18 protein-coding genes are annotated in these 21,467 nt (G+C 63.3%); 7 read left to right on the top strand and 11 right to left on the bottom strand.

Translation table 11 applies throughout. The features are described 5' to 3' along the window. Window positions 1–97: 97 nt before the first annotated feature. The 3 genes from OKW20_RS10020 to OKW20_RS10010 all read left to right on the top strand — a co-directional run bounded on the left by OKW20_RS10020 (window position 98) and on the right by OKW20_RS10010 (window position 4,033). Entirely contained in the window at window positions 98–793 is a 696-nt protein-coding gene (locus tag OKW20_RS10020) for a hypothetical protein (RefSeq protein ID WP_429171897.1), read from the top strand. Between the two features lie 117 nt (window positions 794–910). Beyond that, window positions 911–2,095 (top strand): glycoside hydrolase family 5 protein, encoded by a 1,185-nt coding sequence (locus tag OKW20_RS10015; protein ID WP_429171895.1) that lies wholly within the window; start codon window positions 911–913, stop codon window positions 2,093–2,095. 117 nt (window positions 2,096–2,212) lie between these two features. Next, window positions 2,213–4,033: an adenylate/guanylate cyclase domain-containing protein gene (locus OKW20_RS10010; protein WP_429171893.1), complete on the top strand. Its 1,821-nt coding sequence runs from the start codon at window positions 2,213–2,215 to the stop codon at window positions 4,031–4,033. A gap of 45 nt (window positions 4,034–4,078) precedes the next feature. Here the strand turns inward: OKW20_RS10010 and OKW20_RS10005 are convergent, their stop codons facing one another. The 10 genes from OKW20_RS10005 to OKW20_RS09960 form a co-directional block, all read right to left on the bottom strand. Next, on the bottom strand, window positions 4,079–4,924 hold the full coding sequence (locus OKW20_RS10005) for a sugar phosphate isomerase/epimerase family protein (protein WP_043615336.1): 846 nt from the start codon (window positions 4,922–4,924) through the stop codon (window positions 4,079–4,081). Then, entirely contained in the window at window positions 4,921–6,234 is a 1,314-nt protein-coding gene (locus OKW20_RS10000) for a DUF6005 family protein (RefSeq protein ID WP_429171891.1), read from the bottom strand. Before OKW20_RS10000 ends, OKW20_RS10005 begins: the two co-directional genes overlap by 4 nt. Next, complete coding sequence (locus OKW20_RS09995; RefSeq protein ID WP_429171889.1) at window positions 6,231–7,511, bottom strand: AMP-binding protein; 1,281 nt, start codon at window positions 7,509–7,511, stop codon at window positions 6,231–6,233. The genes OKW20_RS10000 and OKW20_RS09995 overlap by 4 nt, the downstream gene beginning before the upstream one ends. Beyond that, the gene (locus tag OKW20_RS09990) at window positions 7,508–9,244 is read right to left on the bottom strand and encodes an IucA/IucC family protein (RefSeq protein WP_429171887.1); all 1,737 of its coding nucleotides are present in this window, start codon (window positions 9,242–9,244) and stop codon (window positions 7,508–7,510) included. The genes OKW20_RS09995 and OKW20_RS09990 overlap by 4 nt, the downstream gene beginning before the upstream one ends. Continuing rightward, a complete protein-coding gene (locus OKW20_RS09985) occupies window positions 9,228–11,012 on the bottom strand; it encodes an IucA/IucC family protein (protein ID WP_429171885.1) in 1,785 nt (594 codons plus the stop codon). The genes OKW20_RS09990 and OKW20_RS09985 overlap by 17 nt, the downstream gene beginning before the upstream one ends. A gap of 100 nt (window positions 11,013–11,112) precedes the next feature. Beyond that, on the bottom strand, window positions 11,113–11,403 hold the full coding sequence (locus OKW20_RS09980) for a DUF2218 domain-containing protein (protein WP_043615319.1): 291 nt from the start codon (window positions 11,401–11,403) through the stop codon (window positions 11,113–11,115). Between the two features lie 113 nt (window positions 11,404–11,516). Then, window positions 11,517–13,826 (bottom strand): TonB-dependent receptor domain-containing protein, encoded by a 2,310-nt coding sequence (locus tag OKW20_RS09975; RefSeq protein ID WP_429171883.1) that lies wholly within the window; start codon window positions 13,824–13,826, stop codon window positions 11,517–11,519. Between the two features lie 117 nt (window positions 13,827–13,943). Next, window positions 13,944–14,942, bottom strand: coding sequence for a FecR family protein (locus OKW20_RS09970; protein ID WP_429171881.1), 999 nt, complete (start codon window positions 14,940–14,942; stop codon window positions 13,944–13,946). 165 nt (window positions 14,943–15,107) lie between these two features. Then, complete coding sequence (locus tag OKW20_RS09965; RefSeq protein WP_205235950.1) at window positions 15,108–15,632, bottom strand: RNA polymerase sigma factor; 525 nt, start codon at window positions 15,630–15,632, stop codon at window positions 15,108–15,110. 142 nt (window positions 15,633–15,774) lie between these two features. Continuing rightward, on the bottom strand, window positions 15,775–16,719 hold the full coding sequence (locus tag OKW20_RS09960; protein ID WP_429171879.1) for a LysR family transcriptional regulator: 945 nt from the start codon (window positions 16,717–16,719) through the stop codon (window positions 15,775–15,777). 96 nt (window positions 16,720–16,815) lie between these two features. Between OKW20_RS09960 and OKW20_RS09955 the strand changes: the two genes are divergently transcribed. Beyond that, window positions 16,816–18,231: an aldehyde dehydrogenase family protein gene (locus OKW20_RS09955; RefSeq protein WP_429171877.1), complete on the top strand. Its 1,416-nt coding sequence runs from the start codon at window positions 16,816–16,818 to the stop codon at window positions 18,229–18,231. A 134-nt stretch (window positions 18,232–18,365) separates the two neighbouring features. Here OKW20_RS09955 and OKW20_RS09950 read toward each other — a convergent pair whose 3' ends face one another. Further along, on the bottom strand, window positions 18,366–19,334 hold the full coding sequence (locus OKW20_RS09950) for a TerC family protein (protein ID WP_429171875.1): 969 nt from the start codon (window positions 19,332–19,334) through the stop codon (window positions 18,366–18,368). Between the two features lie 253 nt (window positions 19,335–19,587). On the opposite strand from OKW20_RS09950, the gene OKW20_RS09945 reads away from it, so the two are divergent. The 3 genes from OKW20_RS09945 to OKW20_RS09935 all read left to right on the top strand — a co-directional run bounded on the left by OKW20_RS09945 (window position 19,588) and on the right by OKW20_RS09935 (window position 21,438). Continuing rightward, on the top strand, window positions 19,588–20,007 hold the full coding sequence (locus OKW20_RS09945; RefSeq protein WP_429171873.1) for a GNAT family N-acetyltransferase: 420 nt from the start codon (window positions 19,588–19,590) through the stop codon (window positions 20,005–20,007). Between the two features lie 128 nt (window positions 20,008–20,135). Beyond that, complete coding sequence (gene yghU / locus OKW20_RS09940) at window positions 20,136–21,050, top strand: glutathione-dependent disulfide-bond oxidoreductase (protein WP_429171872.1); 915 nt, start codon at window positions 20,136–20,138, stop codon at window positions 21,048–21,050. Between the two features lie 10 nt (window positions 21,051–21,060). Further along, window positions 21,061–21,438 (top strand): hypothetical protein, encoded by a 378-nt coding sequence (locus OKW20_RS09935; protein WP_402320855.1) that lies wholly within the window; start codon window positions 21,061–21,063, stop codon window positions 21,436–21,438. Window positions 21,439–21,467: the final 29 nt, after the last annotated feature.

The following is a 21,467-nucleotide window of genomic DNA, read 5'->3' as shown; positions in this document are numbered from 1 at the left end:
TTTCATTAACGAACACCCTCTAACGTTGCTCATAATTAACCACACAACCTTAAGGTCGCCCGATGTTCGGGGCGGTGGAGGTTTAGAGGAACAGCCGATGATGTCCATCTCCTCCACGAGTTCCGCCGCACTCATCGTCTTGCAGCAGGTGCAGGCGCCTGTGGATCGGGGCAACGACACCAAGCCGAATGCGGTCGACAAGATCGCCGCCATCGTCAACGGCGGTACGGGCGGCGACAGCCCGGAGAGGACCAGAGCGGCGGCCCGGATCAACAGCGGACTGCTGGACGCCCAGCAAGCCAAGGGCGATGCCTCTGCCGCGTTGACCTATCTGGAATCCGGAAAGTTCAAATCGAGCGATCCCAGCGTCAAGCAGACGCTCAAGATGTTGATAAGCGAAGACAGCGAGCGCTTCGCCGCATTGGTCGAGGAAGAAAAGGCAACAAAACCCGGCATCACGAACGACAACGCGATCGCCAATGCGATCTACAGCCTCATCGAGAGCAATCGCGAACAATTCCCGGCCGGCGAATTTGTCATTGGCTTCCGCTTCGCAAACGGCGGATCGAACATCATCAACATGCCGGATGCTAACGGCAACAGCACCCGCGGAGCCCTGTCTGCCCGCCACTCCGCCAACATAGCTGCGCTGATCACCGCGAGCGAGACGGGCACCCCCGAAGGATCCGCCTCCGACGACGGCAAGATGCAGGATGCCGTCCGGTCGCTGCAGGCCAGCATGTCCGATCAAGCCGCGTGGACCAAACGTTGGCGGGACGCATTCGGTTTCTGACGCCGACCCTTCGCTTTTTCGAACCGGGATCAGCGCGGCCGTGTTCCCCAGGGAACATCGCTGAAACGATCCGCCGGTAGGTTGCAGCGCCAACCCGAAACCTGCAGGATCGAACACATGCGCGTCGTAGCCTCCGCCCTTCTTGCCCTGAGCCTCGCATCACCAGCCGGCGCCGCTGACCTCATCGGCTTCTGGGACAAGCCCCAGCATGGCGGCAACAGCTTCAATCGGCTGCCGCCGGACGACGCCTATTTCAAGGCCCTAGCGGGCTACGGCGCCACCTGGGTGCGTCTCTCCTATGACAAATGGAAACCGGCCAAGCGCGACTATCTGATCGGCGATGCCGACAAGTACGCGGGCATTCCGGCCGCCGACCTCAAGACGCTCAAGGAGACGCTCGATCGTGCCGACAAGGCGGGCCTCAAGGTCGTCATCGCGCCGCTGTCGCTGCCTGGCATGCGCTGGGCGCAGAACAACGGCAACCGGTTCGACGGCCGCCTCTGGCAGGACAAAGTCTGGTGGGACCAGGCAGCAGCCTTCTGGCGGGATCTGGCCCGCGAACTGAAGGACCATCCGGCCGTCGCCGCCTACAACATCGTCAACGAGCCGGCGCCCGAAAAGAAGAACGGCCTCGCGGAACATGCCGACAAAAAGTCAATGCAGACATGGTACGGCGACAAGGCGGGCAGCGCCTCGGACCTCAAGGCCTTCTACGAGACGGTGATCGCCGCCATCCGGACGGTCGATCCCGCAACGCCCGTCATGGCGGATGCCGGCTGGTATGCGGCCGCCGACGCCTTTTCCTATTGGCCAACCGCACTCACCGACCAGAAGGTGCTCTACAGCTTCCACATGTACGAGCCCTATGCGGCGACGAGCGCACCGAACATGAAGCGCGACAAGCCCTATGCCTATCCCGGCAAGGTGCCCTTCGGCGATGGTGAAGAGGCGTGGGACAAGGCGCGGGTGGAGGCCTATCTGGCAGAGCCGGTGCGGTGGGCAAAAGACAAGGGCGTGCCGCTCAATCGTCTTGTCGCGGGCGAGTTCGGCTGCATGCGCCTCTGGTCCGGTTGCAAGGCGTATCTTGAGGATGTGCTGACAGCTTTCGACAAGGAGGATCTGCATTGGGCCTTCTACAGCTTCCGCGAGGATGCCTGGGACGGCATGGATTACGAACTGGGATCGAAGAAGGTCGGATGGAAATACTGGCAGCAGATGGAAGCCAACGAGCGCGACACGACGCCACGCAAGGCGACGCCCGAGTTCGCGCCGATCAGCAAACGGCTGCAAAGGGCAGATTGACGCAGGACCGGAAAGGTCGGCACGCGCTTGGAAAAAAGCCCAAAACAGCTAGAAGACGGTGCACTCCCTGCAGAGCGACGCGAATTGCGAGCCCCTGCTGCAACATGAGGCATGCGCGTGCAGATCACCAAGCCGGCTGACGCCGAAAAACGGACCCGAACCATTCGCCTGTCGCGCACGCTGGCGATCGTGATGGCAGCACTGGTCGCCTTGACCGCGGCCGTCATCCTGTCGGTCGTGTGGTTCATGTCGGCCGGAACGACGCGCGATCTGCTGGTGCAGTCAGCGCATCTCGGCCTTGAGGCGGTTCAGATACAGATCGGCAGCCGCTTTTCGCCGGTGGAGGATCAGCTCGCGTTTCTGGCGCGGGAGGTCGGCGCAGGTCGTCTCGATCCAGCGAATAGGCTCGAACTCGAACGCGTCATGACCGGGGCGCTCGCCGGGACCCCACAGGTTCGCGTGCTTTCGTTCGTGCGCCCGAACGGCGAGATCCTCGGCGTGACGCAGGGCCCGAAGGGCGTCTTTTCCTTCGAAGACAAGGTCATGAGCGCCAACGAACGCGCGGAGATCGAGCAAGCGCGGCAGAGCGGCACCGCCCATTGGGGCCCCGTCTACTTCGTGCCCGATCCGGCGATCCGCACGTCGGTTGCCAACCTGCAGCAGCCGGCAAACCAAGGGGGCGAATTTGCCGGCATGTTCCGAGCGACCATCACGGTCGATGCCATGTCCGATTTTCTGCGCCAGATAGCGCTCTCGAACCCCGGGACGACGCCCTTCGTGCTTTATGGCCGCGACCAGGTGCTTGCCCATCCGCTGATGGCCTCTGGCCATCCGCTCTTGTCGGCGGAACACCGGCTGCCGAAGCTCGACGAGCTGGGCGATCCCTTTCTCGCGGCCATGTGGAAGGGGCCGCCGGAGACCTTCGACGACAGCGACATGGAGGTGCGCGCAGTCAAACTTGGAGACGAGGGACGCGTCATCCTGACGCGCGAAATCCACGGCTACGCTCCGGCCTCGCTTATCATCGGCGTCGAGGTTCCGATCGAGTCGGTGGAAAAACCGATCTGGGATCTGCTGAAGGCCGGCATCGCCGGTCTCGCCGTGCTGTTCGTCGCGATCATCATCGCGTGGATTGTCGGGCGGCTGATCGTTCGTCCCGTTACCAGCATGGCACGTGAGGTCCGGGCGGTAGGCATGCTCGATTTCGCCGCACTCCGTCCGCTTCCCGGCAGCCTGTTTACCGAACTCAACGAACAGGCCAAGGCTTACAACACGATGCTGACGGGCCTGCGCTGGCTGGAAACCTACGTGCCGAAGAAACTCGTTCGCCACCTCATCGGCAACGAGGACCTCGCCTCGACCCAACGTGTCGTCACCATCATGTTCACCGACGTGGTCGACTTCACCGGCTCGGCCGAAAAGACCAGTGCCGGCGACGTCGCCGCGCTTCTCAACGCCCATTTCGACCTGCTCGGCAACTGCATCGAAGCCGAGGGCGGCACGATCGACAAATTCATCGGCGACTGCGTGATGGCTTTCTGGGGCGCGCCCGATATCCAGAAAGATCACGCCGACCGCGCCATCCGCGCCGCGCGCGCCATCGCCCTTGCCATCGCCGAGGATAACGCCGCCCGGCAGCGCCGCGGCCTGCCGCCGCTCAGGTTGCGCATCGGCATACACTCCGGACCGGTCGTTGCCGGCAATATCGGAATGACCGGGCGGTCGGCCTACACGATCGTCGGCGACACCGTGAATGCCTGTAACCGGCTGGAGCAACTGGGCAAGGCGATCGCGCCCGGCGAAGAGCTGGTGATGCTGCTGAGTGGAGAGACCTTCGACCTGGTGGCCGAGGATCGCTCCGATCTCATCCCGCTCGGCAAGCATTGCCTTGCCGGGCGGACGGAGCATACGGAAATCTACAGACTTCCTACGGTGTAGCGGCCGGCCAAGGGCCAGGCCGCCGGGCCGATGCCGATTACTGCGTCAGACGCCTGCCGTTCTGCGGGCAGGCGTGCGCGCTTCAACCATGTGGTTGATCTGCTGGCGGTCGCCACGCAGGGTCTCGAAGCAATCGTTCCCGAACCATTCCAACGACGCATCGGCCTGCGGATCGCCTGCGATTTCTGAGAGGAAGCGGTCGTAGTCGACGGCGCCCTCAAACAGCGGCGTCATGCCCCGCCGGCTGCCGGCGGCGGCATAGACATTGGCGGGCTCGAACACGGTCAGGTCGGCGCGGTCGACAATGTTCTTCAGGTGATAGTGCCGGATATGCGGCTTCATCGCCCGGTGCACCGCGACCGGATCGTCGCCACCCTCCCACACATGCAGCGTATCGAAGTTGATCGCAAAGGCGGGGTGGTCGACCTCCTCGATCAGCCGCACGGTCGACGCCGCCGTGTCGGCCAGCGTTTTCGGATGGGTCTCGGCAAGCAGCTGGATGCCATAGCCCGCGGTGATCGCGCAAATGTCCTTCAACCGCGAAACGATCCGCTGCCGCTCGTTGGCGCTGACCTCGGCGCTGCCGCGGTTGCCGGCAAAGGTCCGGATCTTGCGGGTCCGCCACCGGCGCGCCAGCCGGCAAAGCTCGACCGTCTTGGTGCGCAGCGTTTCGGCGTCGCCGTCGAGCGGCAGGTAGTCGCTGATCATCGGCACCGAGAGGCCATAACCATCCAGCCATTCCGCATTGCGGTCCGGGCGCGACGCGAGATTGCGCGCATGTGCGCCCCAGAGCTCGATGCCCTGGAAATCATTGGCTTCAGCCCAGGCGGCGATCTCGTCCAGCGATATCAGGTGATGCCGGAAGGTGATGGTGCAAAGCGAAACTCTCATCGCGCAACTCTCTTCAAGGGGGTGTGGCTTTCTGCGGGGATGGCAAGGTCGCACCAGAGTTCGAAGACCTCGGCGAGCTTGGTTTTCAGTCTCGTTTCGAGCCGGTCCACCTCGTCGAGGCGCTCGAAGACCGGCGCGGCCAGGGCGCGGTCGCCGGTCTGGGCGAGCTTCATGCAGGCGTAGTGCAGGGTCTTCAGCGCCTGAACCAGCGCCTCGATTTCCTCGCACCACCCTTCGAACTCGCCCGACGGCAGCTTCAGCGCCCGCCAGTAGAAGGCGAAGCCGTGCTCATAGGCATATTTCCGGATGGTGATCACCGGCAGCTCGCGCACCGCCGCGCCGAGATCTGCAAGCATGACCCCGTTCTTGCCATCGAGATGCGCGGCAACGATCGCTCTGACGGCATCGACGAGCGGATTGCGGTCCCGGACGAAGCAGGCCTCGAAATAGGCCTTCAGATCTTCGGCGAACGGCGCGCGCGCCTCGGCATTGTCGAAGACGTAACCGCCACCGACGGTCGGCTGCATGATGGCGTGAATGATTTTCTCGCGGGCGATCTCGCCCTCCCAGCGATAGTCGGGATCATGCACGAACCATGTGTCGGGATTAGTCGTCTCCTGCAGCATCAGATAGTGCGGGAAGGGGTTCTGGTTGAACTTGTTCTCGCGTTCCGGCAGGTGGAACATGTCGAGCATGACCATGACCGAACCGGTTTCGCCGCGCTGCTTCAACAGCCCGAGGAGCACCGCGAGGTTGTCGAGCTTGGTGCGCTGCGGATCGTACCACTCGACGACGGAGACGCCGTAAAGTCGCTCGAACCAGCCGCGGAAGAATTCCTGGGTGATATCGGGCGCGTGATAGAGAAGCTCGAAACGCTCGCTGACCGCGAACTTAGCGTCCCAGACGCCGAAATAGAACGGCCGCTGGTCCAGCCCGTTTCGCTTCAGGCCATCCGAAACGCAGCTGACGAAGCAATGGACCTTGATGTCGTAATAGGCCTCGCCGTGCACGCCTTCGTCGGTCGTCCCTCCGGTGAGCGGAAAGGCCGGCACGATGGTCGCGGTGAGCTTGGGCACATAGAGCGCGACGAGATCGGCGACCGTTTCGATCTCCTGTTTCGCGATCGCCTCTTCCGGCACCGACAACCCGTATTCGAGCTCGAGATTGAGGAAGATTTCGAGAATCAGGACGGAGTCGAGATAGAGATCTTCGTTGAGGCGGGCATCGAGGCCGAAGCCATCCATATGTCCATGCGCCATCTTGTCGGTCAGGACGGCCTCGACCGCCGCCAGAACTTCGCTTTCGGTCATGATGCGGCTCCCGCAATCGGTTTGTTGAATTCGCCTGCCAGATGACGCGCCGCGACGTCGCGGCGGCTGATCTTGCCGTTCGCCTGGCGCGGAACCGTGTCGATCTGCAGGATTTCCATCGGCAACTGGTGAGACGCGAGGTGGCGGCTGCACCATTCGCGCACGGCCTGCGGCGCCACCGGCGCCTCGGCGCTGAAGAGCAGCGCGACACGCTCGCCGGCAAAACGGTCGGACTTGCGGAAGGCCACCGCATCGGTAACCGCCGGCATCGCCATGACCGCATCCTCCACGTCCTTCGGATAGACGTTGAGGCCGGAGACGTTGATCATGTCGTCCAGGCGGGAAACGAAGACCAGCATGCCGTCGGCGCGCCGGTAACCGAGGTCACGCGTGTGGATCGGCGCGCCGTCGCCGTTTTTGACGATGATCTCGCCCGTATCCTCAGAACTGTTGCCGGTGGCGGCGATCAGATGTGGCAGGACGAAGCCCATGTCGCCGGCAGACGTCACATCCGGATTGATGGCGATGCAGCCGGATTCCGAGCAGCCATATTGCTGGAACATGAAACGGCTCTTGGCGCGGATATCGGCAAACCACGGATCGGGAAGCAGCGTACCCGAGGTCATCGTCGCGTGGATCTGCTCGCCCGCGGGTATCAGCCGCGCCAGCGTGTGCAGGATCGCCGGCGAGGAATAGAGCAGCGGCCGTTCGGTCTCGCGCAGCACCTTCAGGAGATACTTCGGGTTCGCGGTGTTGACGATGACGGGTGTCTGCCCACGCTTCAGCGCCACCAGGATACCGCAGATCAGCCCGTAGGAATGGGTGGTCGGGCAGGCGATGACCGGCGTCATGTCCTCCGGTTCGCGGAAGGTGCCAACATAGCTTTCGATCTCGGCATCGATTTCAGCCCAGCTGCGCGCCACGCATTTCGGCGCGCCGGTCGTGCCGGAGCTCATCTGCAACAGCGTGCCCTCAGGCGAAAGCTGGCCGGATGGTTCGAGAACTTCGGCCGTCAGGCTGTTGTAGAACAGCCGGTCGCAGCCAGCACCGATCGCGAGCTTGCGCGCGGCCGGATAGGGTGTGCCCGGATGGATCGGCAGCACGCTCGCGCCTGCCTTGCGGATGGCAAAGAACAGCGCCAGCCAGTCGACCGTTTCCGAGAAGCAGACGGCGTAACGGCCGGTGTCTTGCGCACTCAGGCCGATCTCGGCTGCGAGTTCTGCCGATCTGGTGCTGAAATAGGCCTCGTCATAGAGCCTGTCGTCGATACGGATCATGGCTTTCTCCTTCGTTGGAGCGTTCTTGCGGCCAAGGCGTTCGCCACCTCGTGGTGGTATTCCGGCTTGAGCGCGAGCAGCTTCCTCGTCATCAGGGATTCGGTCAGGATGCGGGGGCGGTCGCAGGCAAGCTGCGCCAGCCGCTCCGTCGCGGCGTGCTCGGCCTCGTAGGCGGCAAGCACGGTCTGGACGCGCTGCCAGAAGAGCGTTTCCGGCAGATCGTAGCAGTGGTCGAGAAGGTGGGAGATCTCACTCAGATTGTAGACGAACAGCGTGTCCATCACCAATTCGCGCAGCGAATCCAGATTGTCCGTCCAATAGAACTGGTCGGGCTCGGCCTCCCGGTAAGCTGAATGGAGCGACAGGAAATCCGGCGCTTTTTCCGGCGCGCGCAGGAAGCGCGGCGAAAACTCGATGCTCTCGTGAAAATCTCGAAGGATCAGCCGGACCGGCCAGCCGTCGCGATGGACCAGCAGCATGTTCTGCCCATGCGCTTCGACCGCCAGCCCATGGTGCACCAGGAGGTGCCAGACGGGCAGGACGGCGACTTCGATCAGGCGGTTGATCCAGGGCATCAGACCGAAGCGCTGGATCCAGTCGTCGGAAAAGGCGCGCCCGTCCGCTTCGACCATCATCAGCGCGTTGAAGGGAATGACGGCCTCGCCGGAGCCAAGCGTCGCTTCCGCACTCTCGCGCCAGATGGCCGCAACCTGTCCAGCCAAAGGGCCCACGCTGTCGGCGATGATGCCGGCATATTCCTGCAGGATGGTGAGCGGATAGCGGTCGCGAAAGGCCGGGTCGCCGGCGACCATCCCGGCGATCCAGCGCGAGATCACCGGCGCCGTGCACACCGAATGTGCCTCAAGGATGCGGCGCGATGAGGTGTTGACCATGTTGAGCGGCAGCTTGATGCTCGCGGCCAGCGGCCGGTCCTGGTTCAACAGGGAACGAACCGACTGCGTCGCCGTGTATAGGTCCCCCGCCGGACCAAGGCAAAAGGCTTCACCCGCGGCGATCCAGCCGGCAAGCTCAGTCTCGCGGAGTTCGCGCCATTGCCAGGGATGCAGCGGCAGAAGGCCGAACAGCTCAGGCGAAGCACCGCATTCCTGCCGCTTCGCCCGGAGTTCGGACCAGGTTTCCTCGCCCAGTTCCGTTTCCCAGAAGGCATCCTCATCACCAGGGATCGCGCAGCGAAGATGCTTGCGCGCCACCAGCAACCAGACGAGCTGGAACGCGCGCCCCATTTCGGGTCCATAGGCTGCATGGTCGGCGACCGAAAAGCCGGTGCGTGCCTTGTAGCAGGGATGGTAGGGATGGCCCTCGTCCAGCGCTCCCTCCAACTCGGCAAATGACAAGGCGCGCCGCAGCCGCGCCGGTACCTGACGCTCGTTCCAGGCGCTGAAGGCAATCGTCTGCGTCAGTTCGTTGAGCAGCTTTCCGCGTGTCGGTCCGCTGCCCGGCAGGACGGATACCAACTGCGCCAGCGGCGGCACGACCCAGCCGTCGGCGTCAACGCGCATCTCCACCGATCCGGCAGCCAGCCGTAGCCGGCCAAAGGGACCGATGGCGCCGCGGGAGCGGAACTGCCGGCCGCCGAGCGACCAGTGGAAGATGGTGATATCCCCATCCGTGTGCTCGCTGGCCTCAACGATGCCTTCGAACAGCAGCGCGGCAACGAGCTGGCGGAGCACCCGCTCGTCCGGGCGACCCTTGAGATCAAGAGGCAATGGCATGGTCGGTCCTCGGCGCAGTCAGGACGGCCGGCGCCCGGAGCGGGTTCGGCACGGGGCGATAAAGGGACGTCGCGTTGCTGGATTGCAGTTCGTCGACGTCGTAGAGACGCGTCGTCAGGTTGGCCTTGGAGACGATCGTGGGCAGGTCGAGCACGTGACGGGCGAAGTCGCGCCCGGCGCCACTCATTCGGGTGGCATAGCGCTCGATATGCGCCCGCAGTTCGCGCAGGAGCAGGCCCTCGTCGCAGAGCCCGTCATGGCTCATGCGGCTGATCACCGAGAAGACCTGATTGACGATCAGGTAATAGGCGAAGCGATCGCGGATTTCGCTCTCGGCAAAATAGAGGGACGCGATCCGTTCAGTCTCCGGCACATGCCCGGCAATCAGGCTGCGATACCGCTCCGAGAGATAGAAGCCTTGATTGTCGCGGTAGTAGCTGACGGACGGATAACCGGAGCCGACGTCGAGCAGGCTGTTTTGCTGGTGGGCTTCCAGCGCTATACCGTAATCGTCATAGAGGCGAACCAGCGGTTCGACGGCGCAGTCGAGATAGCGGCGAAACCAGGCAAGAGCCGCGTCCGCCAGGTTTTCGCCGGCGCGCAGAGCAGCCGTCTCAACCAGCCTTGCGAGCCGGGATGGCGCACCGGGCAGCGGATCGGCGGTCAGGGCCGCGACGGTGACGACGCCCCGCCCGCCGCTGCCGGCAAACGGGTTCTCCCGCAGGATGACTTCAAAGCCGCTCTCGCTGCGTCCTGGCAGGTCGAGCGTTATGTAAGCGGGGTCCTGGATGATGCGGAAGTTTCGCGAGCGTTCGGCAAAACCGATCCGGTCGATCAGTTTTGCCATTGCGACGCCCGCTTCGAGCTCCTGGCGACGGTTCAGCCGCACGGAGTTGGTGATGCGCACGGGCAGGGAGAACTTGAGCATCCAGTCCGCATCGGCGCCGTAGACCGTGCGCACCGACGAGGTCGCGGTGAAGGCCGGACCGGCGGGACCGAGATGCCGCAGCCGCCCCTCCCCCAACAGGCCGCTGATATCGCGATCAAGCAGCAGCGCTTCGGCCTGGAGCGGATGCATCGGCAGCAGATACTCGTCGTCGCCGAGCGCGAAGCCGTCGGTATCTGGCCCGACCAGCGACCGCACGATCTCGGGCGCTGCAACCGCGCGTGCGCAATCGTGCCTGATATCGCCGCGTTTTGCCGCGAAATAGTGCAGCTTGAACTGGCCGCGCAGTTCCGGCGCGTAGCTTTCTTGCTGCCAATAGGTCATGCCCTGGCGGCTCTTCGGCGTCGGGTGCTGCCAATGGCCAAAGACGAGCGACTGCTCCGCTTCGATGAAGTGGCCGCCGTCCGCCGGTTCCGGCGCGGCCCTGTCGATATAGAGTGCCGTCTGCTGGTAGCTTTCGAGCACGCGCATCAGCAGTTCGAGTTCGAAGCCGCGCAGGGCGTCGGCCTGGGCCTCGTCGACCTGGCGGTAGCACTCGTGCACCAGGATATGGAGCGCCGAAATCAGTTCGATCTGGCGCCAGGTGGCGTCGGACACGCCTCTGCCCCATACCCGGCCGAAATGGTGGGGGCCGCAGAGCGACGGCGATGTCACCTCGGCGCGCAGGATCATCTGCTGCCTGGGAAGCGACCATTCCACGCAATCGACGGCGCCGCCTGCGGCGCGATGCATGGCCCGGATGCCGGGATTGACTTCGCGCAGGTAGCAGTTTGCGAAGCTTTGAAAGGTGGCGATTTCTGCGATTTGCCTAGACGATTGCATCCTGATCCTCGGCACGCGACACGCATAGCCGCGCAATTGCGTTGGGCGCTTTCGACCAACACATTGAATTTTCTGATCCGAACTGTTTTGAAGCGGCCGCTTAGCCGCCGGCTTGCCAGGCAAGCGGACCGGGCTCTTCCCGGAACGCAAAGCGCAGAAGATGGCTTTCGATCACCGATTTCGTGTCGGCGAGTTCGGCATCGTCGGGCGAGCGGGCGCGAATGCTCAGGCCATCGGCGGTCGCCTGGAGATAGCCGGTGCCGCAGGAGAACCGGAGCTCGGCGCGATCGCCCGCCTGTTCGACATCGATCTTGTGGGCGAAATGCTTGCAGAGTTGCGTCAGGTACTTCTGGCCGTCTTCCGTCGCAAAATGGGTGGTCGCTTCTTGCATCTGGAACTTCCTGTCTTTCGGCTTTCGCTGCTCTGGCGGCCGGGACTGACCGCCTGAGCGTCTTGGGCGGCTGCCGCCGGGAGGATCCGGCAGCCGCAGTCGGGACCGCCGACCTAGAAGGTCGCTCTGGCGGTCAGGATGAAGGAACGTCCGGGCTCGTAGAGCGGCGTGACTTGGCCGAATTCCTGACCGTAGGTCGCCCGGTCCGAATAGGTTTCATCGAAAATGTTCTTGAGCTCGGCGCGCAGCGTCAGGTTTGGCCGTTGCGGCGGCACATATTCGACGAAAGCGTTGAAGACCTCGTATCCTTCAAGGGGCTTGGAGCCCGCCGCCACGTCGTCGTAGTCGAGCGCGATTTCGGCATCGGCGCCAAAGGTGACGCCCCAATCCGTCAATGTGTGCACCGCCTGCAGGTTGATGATCTGCCCGGCGGGGGTGGCAAGATAGGTGCCGAGGTCGGAATCGGCCGGCTTGCCATCGATCTCGACGTCGATATTGGCGTATTTCACCTTGAAGTAGCCATCGCCCCAGTTGTAGCCGCCGCCGATTTCGAAACCGCGCGAGCGGACGTCATGGGCCTCGATCCCGCGCGCAACGGCAAACCGTGGCGTACGAGCGTCATCGAGATCCGTCTGGAAAACGCTGCCTTCGACGGTGAAGCCGTTGTAGTTTGCCTCCAGCCCGAGGATGTAGTTGTCCGCCGTCACCGGCTTCGGACCGTTGCCATAATCCCAGTTGGGATTGATGATGAAATTCTCGGCGAGCGGAATTCCCGCCCACACATGCGAATAACCGGCCTTGGCCGTCAACAGGTCCTCGACGAGGTCGTATTCGCCCGAGACGTTTCCGCTGAAACCGGAGTTGTTCCACGTCTGGCCGGTCGTGCCGGTAAAGCGCTGATTGTCGCCGCGCGCACCGAAGGAGAGGCGCGTGCGCTCGAAGGGCTCCAGCCGCGCCTGGGCATAGAGACCGACATTGCGTGCCTTCTCCGAGCCCGGATCGAAGAGATCCCTGAGCTTTGCCTCGTCGTCGTAGAAATCGATGCCGGCGATGATGTTGCCGATATCGAAGGAGAACTTGTTCTCGAACTTGCCGTTGAAGCTGTCCGACGCGCCGACACCCTGGTAGCTCACGGGAATGCCCGGCGCCGGCTTCGGATAAACGGGCACCTCGACTTCGGTCTTGCTGTAGGCGAGCAGCAATGTCGGATCCCACCAGCCCTCGGGCGTGCTGTCGGTATAGGTGAAGACCGTGTTGCCCCGCTCAAGGGTGTAGTCGCGGATACGTGGCTCCCACGGTTTGCTGCCCGTCGTGGACCCCATATTGGCGCGGAACGGTCGCGGTGCATCGTCGCGGATGCTGTCGTGGCTGATCTCGAAGCGATCGCCGCTGTCGAACTCGTAGGCGAGTTTTCCAAGCCCGCTCAAGAGGTCGGTGGAGGTTCCCTGCACTTCCTGGCCGTTGCCGGCGGTGAAATCGTTGCCGGTTCCGAAGTTGAAGTAACCCAGGAACTCCAGTCCGTCTCGCATGCCATAAGCCGAAAGCCCGGTCGTCACCGTGTTGCTGTTGAAATTGTAGCTGGACGTGACGAAGCCGCCAAAGCCGTCGCCGTCCAGCAGATCGCGTGCATCGATCGTTTCATAGGAAATCGCACCGGCGAGCGCCCCCGGACCGGCATCGGCCGGCGCGACGCCGGCATCGACGTTGACGGCCCTGAGCAGGCCCGGATCGATGAGGTTCGTGCCGTTGTGATGGAAGACCTTGTTGTTCTGCCGGCCGCCGTCCATCGTCACCGCGAGGCTTGTTTCCTCGATGCCGTGGACATAGACCTTCTGCGACATCGGCAGCGAGCTGCCGACCGAAATGCCGGGCTCGCCGGAAAACACGTCGGCAATGTTGGCGGGGTTCTTGCGCTTCAGGTCTTCCGACGAGATGACGATCTCGCCGGCGCCGAGCGGCCCGGCGCCGAAGGCCGAAATCGGATCGAGCACCGTTGCGCCGTCCGCATCGGCCGCGCCGCCGCCACCCGCCGAAACGGCCGAACCGACCAGCGCGGTCCCGCCTGATATCCTGTAGGAAATGCCGGTGCCGGACAAAAGCCGGGCAAGCGCCTGTTCCGCCGTCATCGTTCCGCTGACCTTGGCCGAGCGAAGCCCCTGCGATGTTGAAGCCGCCAGGGTCACCTGCAGACCGGACTGTCGCCCGAAGGCGTTGAGCGCGGTCGAAAGCGGCTGCGACGGGATGTCGAAGCTGCGGGCATTGCCAACGCGCGACGTGGTCTCTTGGGCGGAGACCGTGGAAACGGGCATCAGCGCGAAGGACGAAAGCGCGGCGATTGCCGTCGTCGCCAGCAGGCGCCGTCTTTCACGGCGACGTCCCGTATCGAATTTCAGATGTCCCTTGCGGCATTTCGGCGAACGCATCTTACCCCCGTCTCGGCATTCCGCGCGACCTCGCGGGCGCACGTTTCCAACCAAAGACGACCGGCCCCGGATTTTTTTTCACCGGTGCGCGATTTTTTCCTGATTTTTTGACTCCAATTAAAACCGGGTCAGGATGCGGCCATAGGAGGTCACCTCGCGCACCTTGCCGCCGAAGGGCTGCACCAGCGCCTGGAGCGCACGATCCGGATCCTTCAGGTCGTAGACGCCGGTCACCCGCCGTGCCGCCAGATCGGGCTGCGGAATGGAGATCCAGGCGGAATGGTAGCGCTGCAGCCGCTCGGCGGCCGCGGCGACCGTGACATCATTGACGAATATCCTGCCGCTTCGCCAGGCGCCGATCTCATCCGCCGCGATCGCGCTTCGCAAGACTGCCCCGGTCGCATGGCTCACCGTCGCCATTTCTCCAGGCGCCAGTTCGAAATTCTGCTTTTGGGCGTCAGCGCTATAGGAGACGGCGACCGTGCCGTGCGCCAGCTCGACTGTTGTCTCCGTGCTCGCCAGCTGCACATCGAACGCGGTCCCGAGCACGGACACCTCGACGCCCCCCGCCTCGACGACGAAAGGACGCGAGGGATCGCGGGCAACGTTGAAATAGGCTTCGCCCTTCAGCAGCCTGACACGCCGGGTGCCGGCGCTGATGTCGGTGGCGATGGCGCTGCCGCCGCCCATTTCGATGATCGTCCCGTCGCCAAGCGTAATCGTCCTGTTTTGCGCCGTCTCGGTCACATGATCGGCCTGCCACCACACGAGAAGCGACGGCAGGGAGACGAAAAGCACGAGGCAGGCAGCTAGCGCCAGCACCACGCCGGCGGCCAAGCCGCCCGTCCCCAGCCGGCGGCGTTGGCGGATCGGTGTTCCGACGGCAACGGACGGTCTTGCCCCGCGCCAAAGATGCTCGTGCACCGGCGGCACCTCGCCGAGCAGCTGCCAGGTCCGCAACGCCGTCTCCCAGGCCTGGGCATGCAGATCCGACTGGCCCAGCCACGCACGGAACCCGGCCTCCGTCTCGCGACAGTTCGGGCGCGCCTTCAACTTGAGGAACCAGTCCATGGCCTCCTCGAGCAGAGCCTCCGATATGTGGTTGTCCTTGGTCAAAGCCTTGCCTGCCGCTTGGATGATCGACGCCCTAGCACCTTGTTTCTGTAGCCCCCTACCCCGTCAAGCGACGTCACCGGGAAGCGGGACGCTTCCGTGGTTCCTTCGCTCTGTCTTAAAGACGATCAGCACCGGAATTTTTTTCACACGGGGACCCCTGAAATTCTAGGAGGCGCCGCCGGCAAGCGTTGTCGCAACCCGCATCATGGCGGAGCGCACGTGGCGGTGTGCCGTCGCGACGGAGATGTCGAGGTGGGCTGCGATCTCTTCCAGGGTATAGCCGCCGAAACGGTGCATCTCGAGTGCAACCCGCACGTCCTCGGGCAGGTCTTCGAGAATACCGGAGATGCGTCTGATTTCATCGCTGACGAGGATGATGTCTTCGGGCGTCGGCACCTCGATCGGCATCGACCAGAACGGCGGTTCGCTCTGCTCCTCCCGCGCTTCGATCTTGCGTCGTTTCAGGAGGTCGAGGGACAGGTTGCGGACGATCTTGTAGAGATACGCGAGCGACAGGCCGGACGGCCCCGCCGAGGGCGGACTGCCGGTATTTGCCGGCGCGAATCGGATGAACGCCTCCTGCACGATATCTTCGGCCGTTTCCCGCGATCCGACGATCCGCGTGGCATAGGCGACCAGGGCAGTGCGGTTGGCGAAATAGACCTGATGGCGCGTATCCGTGTCGACCACTGTGTCTGATCCGATCAAATAATTTCGATTCGGCGCGCCCTGCGCGCACCTGCCGAGTTACGATCGATGGCCAGGGGACCGATCGAACGCCGGTCTCTTAGCACGCAGAAATAAACTTGTCTGTAATACTCATGTTAAAATTTCAAGACCCGGACGAATGCGGCGAGAGAGCCTGCACCGCGGGGGCACGGGCGCTTCCGGAACGCAGTTCGCGAACCAGATCGATCAGGGCACGCAATTTCGCCGGCACGTGCCGGCGGCCGGGAAAATAGAGACATAGCCCATCGTAGGACGGCGTCCACTCCTCCAGCACCGGAACCAGACGCCCGGCCTCGACGTCGCCGTGGACGTGATGATCGGAGAGATAGGCCAGTCCCACCCCGCCGAGAGCCGCCTGAAGCATGAGTTCGCTGTCGTCGAGGATGAGCGGTCCCGGCACGTCGATTTCGACGCTTTCGCCGCGCCGGGAAAACTCCCAGTGATAGATCCTGCCGCTCGCCATGCGCGCCCGGATGCAGGCATGCTGCATCAGATCGCCCGGCCGCAGCGGCACCGCTCTCTCGCGAAAATAGTCCGACGAACCCACGACGATCATGCGCGACTGAGACACGACCGGAACGGCGACCATATCCGGCGGAACCGCCTCGGCCAGGCGAAACCCGGCGTCGAAACCGAGCGCTACGATATCCACCAGCGCATTGTCGGTCGCAACCTCCAGCGCCATGTCGGGATAGCGCCGCAGATACTCGATCAGCAGCGGCCGCAGAACCATCTTCGCCGCTCCCGGCGAGGTGTTGAGCCGCAGCATGCCGCTCGGACGTGCCTGCGACTCCGTCGCCCGCTCGACGGCGCCGTCGATGGCGGCAAGAGCCGGCAGGATCTCGGCGACGAAAGCCTCGCCAGCCGTCGTCAACGCCACCGACCGCGTCGTGCGGTTGAACAGACGCACGTTGAGGCGCGCCTCCAGCGCCAGGACCGCATGGCTCAACGACGAGGACGAAACCCCAAGTTCCCGGGCAGCGGCCCGAAAGCCCCCGAGCCGCGCGATCGCCGCCACCGCCTCCAGTTCGGACAGGCTCGCCTTCATTGCGCTATTTTCCTCATCAGAGTGTGCGTGATTGATGATCTTATCCTGACGATCGTTCCGATGCATATCCCTTTCACCGCAACAGGAAATCGGACGATGAAGATCATTGAGCAGATATATCTCGATGGCGCTTTCGTTGCGCCTCACGGCGACGAGCGCTTCGCGCTTTTCAATCCCGCCACGGAGGAAAAAATCGGCGAGGTCCGGCTGGGCGACGCTCGGGATGCGCGCGCGGCCATTGCTGCCGCGAAACGGGCCTTCCCGGCCATGCGGCAAACGACACCGGCCGAGCGCATCGCCATGCTGCAAACGCTGGCAAAGGCCGTCGCCGCCAACGCCGATGCGCTTCGCGCGGCCATGGCCACCGAGTATGGCGCGCCGCAGTCGTTCCTCGCATTCTCCGTACCGCACGCCGCGAACGTGTTCGACGTCGCGGCAAGGACCGTGGCCGACTACGCCTTCACCCGCCGTATCGGCAACGCGGAGGTGGTGATGGAACCCGTAGGCGTGGCCGCGGCAATCACACCCTGGAACAGCAACATCGGCTTCATCTGTACCAAGCTTGCGACCGCGATTGCGGCCGGCACGACCATCGTGATCAAGCCGTCGGAAATGAGCGCCATCCAGACCCAGGTGCTGCTCGAAGTCTTACACGAAGCACGACTGCCCGATGGCGTCCTCAATGTCGTCAACGGCTACGGCCACGTGGTCGGAGCGGAACTCAGCCGGCATCCCGACATCGCCAAGATCACCTTCACCGGCTCCACCATGACCGGTCGGGAGATCCTGCGCAATGCAGCGGAAAGCTTCAAGCGCGTGACGCTCGAACTGGGCGGAAAGGGTCCCCAGATCCTGCTCGATGACGCGGACCTCGATCGCGCGATCCCGCATGTTCTGGCATCGGCCTTCCGCAACAGCGGGCAGGCCTGTATCGCCGGAACCCGGCTTCTGGTCCCCAAGCGAAGACATGCGGAGGTGATATCGCGCCTCGCGCAAGCCGTTTCCGCGCTGCGGCCCGGACCTTCGAGCGATCCGGCCTCCGACATCGGCCCGATGGTGAGTGCCCGCCAGTGGGAGCGTGTCCAGGCCTATATCCGCCTGGGACAGGAAGAAGGCGCGACGCTTCTTGTCGGCGGCGAAGGCCGGCCGGAAGGGCTGCAACGGGGATGGTTCGTCCGCCCGACCGTGTTTTCCGGTGTTACCAACGACATGCGGATTGCGCGCGAGGAAGTCTTCGGCCCCGTGCTCAGCGTTCTTTCCTACGAAACGGAAGTGGAGGCGATCGCGATTGCCAACGACACGGAATACGGTTTGCAGTCCTACGTTCTTGGCACCGACGTCGAACATATGCGCAGCATCGCCCGACAATTGGAGGCGGGGCGCGTGGTGATCAACGAAACCCCGGCCGACGCTCAAGCGCCCTTCGGCGGGTTCAAACAATCCGGCATCGGCCGCGAGTTCGGTCCCTTTGGCCTCGACGCCTTCCTCGAACCGAAGGCGATCATCGGGTGATGCTTCGCCCGGACGGCTCGACCCGCCGGTCGTCCGGGCGAGGGTCAACCCCACGCTCGGCAAGGCCAAAAAGATCGCGGCGGCCCCCTTTCGAAGGCCGCCGCGTTTCTCGTCACGGTCGATGAGCCCGGGCGTTATGCGGGCTGCTGCTCTTCCTTGGTCTTGATCAGGCTCCAGACAACACCCGAAGCGATGATTGCGAAGGTGACACCGAGCGACAGAGCCGCCGGGAACTTCTCTAGCCCCAGGAGATCGGCGACGAAGATCTTCGAGCCGATGAAGATCAGGACGACGGCCAGCGCCGGCTTCAGGTAGCGGAAGCGATGGATCATGGCAGCGAGCGCGAAATAGAGGGCGCGCAGGCCGAGGATAGCAAAGATGTTCGAGGTGTAGACGATGAACGGGTCCGTGGTGATCGCGAAGATCGCGGGCACCGAGTCGACGGCGAAGATCACGTCGGCCACCTCGACCATGACGAGCGCCATGAAGAGGGGCGTGATGAACCAGGTCATCTTGCCGGTCTTCGGGTTGACGAGTTTCACGAAGAAGCGCTCGCCGTGATGCTCCTCGGTGACGTTGAAGCGGCTGCGCATGAAGCGCACCAGCGCGTTATCCGAAACGTTGGGCTCAGCCTCCTTCATCACCAGCATCTTGATGCCGGTAAAGACGAGGAAGGCAGCGAAGATATAGAGAACCCAGGAGAATTCGGCGACGAGCGTCGCGCCGACGCCGATCATGATCGCGCGCAGCACGATGACGCCGAGGATACCCCAGAAGAGCACGCGGTGCTGGTAGATGCGCGGGACGGCGAAGAAGGAGAAGATGAGGGCGATGACGAAGACGTTGTCGAGCGCCAGGGTCTTTTCGACGACGAAGCCGGTCATATAGGCAAGGCCGGACTCGGCACCGAGATACCACCAGACGAAGCCGCCGAAGCTCAGGCCGAGGGCGATATAGAAGGCGGAAAGCTTGACGCTTTCGGCAACGTTGATCTCCTTGTTCTCCTTATGAAGAATACCAAGGTCGAACGACAGGATAGCGATCACGAGGGCGAAAAAGCTCGCCCACAGCCACAGTGGCGTTCCCAGCCACACTACAGACATGAAGGAAAAGTCCACAGACGGGTCCCCAATCGGCACATGTTGTCGGAATAAGGTCCGACATCGCAAGAGTGCCGAAGCTCTCGCCAGAGGGGCCCGGACCAGCGGGTTAGGCGGCAGATAAGCGTTCGGCTTTCCGGGATCAAGAGAGGCTCGCGATTTTTTTTGTGAGGACTCGGCCGCGCTTGCTGGCGTCCGGACCGTTGTGGTCAAAAGGACCGACGAGATCGTTTCCTGCAGCGTGTGAGGTTGGACCGTGACGGCAGAAAACCGGACTGAAGCACCCGCGTTCGCCTGGCGCGGGCCGTTCGAAAACACCGAAGTGAATACCCTGCACGCCGAATGCTTCGATCACGCCGTGACCAAAGACGACTGGTGGGACCAAGTCACCCGCTTCAGCCTCGGTTGGGTCACCATGCGGATTTCAGGCGCGCTCGCCGGCTTCGTCAATGTCGCCTGGGACGGTGGCGTGCACGCGTTCCTGCTCGATACGATGGTGACGTCATCGCTGCGGCGCAAGGGTTACGCCACGCTGCTCGTCGAAGAGGCCGTAACGCACGCCAAGACCTCGGGCTGCGAATGGCTGCACGTCGACTTCGATCCTGAGCTTCGCGATTTTTACCTCGATCGGTGCGGCTTCACGCCGACGGAAGCAGGTCTCATCCAGCTTCGATAAAAAAATTCTCCGGCAGCCGGCCTTTGAGCATGGTCATCCTCGCCGCCACGTCGATGTGGTGGCTTGATGAACTTCCTATATAAGCCAATAGGACGTTCGACGTTTCCGCCAAGACAAGGACAGATTTGATGACCGAAAAATCCCCCGCTGACAATTTCCCTGCCGGCTACGACGTTCCCAAGGTCTGGACCTGGGACAAGGGCAATGGCGGCGCGTTTGCCAGCATCAACCGCCCGACCGCCGGAGCGACGAGCGACAAGAACCTGCCGGTCGGGAAGCATCCGCTGCAGCTTTACTCGCTGGCGACGCCGAACGGCGTCAAGGTCACGATCATGCTCGAAGAGCTGCTGGCGGCCGGCCATAAGGACGCCGAATACGACGCCTGGCCGATCCGCATCGGAGAGGGCGACCAGTTCGGTTCCGGCTTCGTCGACGTCAACCCGAACTCCAAGATCCCGGCGCTGATGGACCATGCGCCCAAGGGCGGCGGCGCGCCGGTGCGCGTGTTCGAATCGGCCTCGATCCTCACCTATCTCGCCGAGAAATTCGGCGCCTTCCTGCCGAGCGAGCTTCGCGCCCGCACCGAGACCTTGAACTGGCTGTTCTGGCAGATGGGTTCGGCACCGTTTCTGGGCGGCGGCTTCGGCCATTTCTATGCCTATGCGCCGATGAAGATCAAATACGCCATCGACCGCTACGCCATGGAGGTGAAGCGCCAGCTCGACGTGCTCGATCGCCATCTCGCCGAAAACCGGTTCCTCGCCGGCAACGAATACACCATCGCCGACATGGCCACCTGGCCCTGGTATGGCAATCTGGCGCTCGGGCAGGTATATGGCGATGCGGGTACCTTCCTCGAGGTCCAGAGCTACGAGCACGTCCAGCGCTGGACGGCAGAGATCGCCGCCCGTCCGGCGGTCAAGCGCGGCCGCATGGTCAACCGCTTGAGCGGCAACCCGTCCGAACAATTGCATGAGCGCCACGACGCCTCCGACTTCGATACGAAGACTGAGGACAAGATTGGCGAGAAGCAGACCGCCTAAGGAGAATAGAATGGCCAAGCTGGCTGATATGACGAAACACCGGGGTTTTCCCTACGCCATGCCGGGCACGGGCATCCAGTTCGTCATCCGTCGGGCCAACCCCAAGGGAGCAACGCCGATCAAGGCGCTGCCCCGCCATGCCCGGCCGGGCTCCGGAGCGCACCGCATCGATGCGGCCTTCCTCCACGCCCTCTGGCATCATTTCGGCACGGAACCATTCGAGCGTGGCAATCTCGATGCCGCTCGGCTGAACCTCCTGTTCGGACGCGAGGTGCTGCCGGTCGACAAGGATTTCGATCCGGTGTCCTACGAAGCTTTGCTCGTCATCAACGAAAAGGTTGCCCGGCAAAGCTTCCCGGAATCGTTCGTCGACGTATTCGAGGTGTGAGGTCGGCGGCGGACTGGCCGCTGCAAATA

Origin of the sequence: Ensifer sp. LBL, from assembly GCF_050435225.1 — a bacterium.
GTDB lineage: Bacteria > Pseudomonadota > Alphaproteobacteria > Rhizobiales > Rhizobiaceae > Ensifer.
This window is presented reverse-complemented; position numbering and strand designations above follow the sequence as displayed.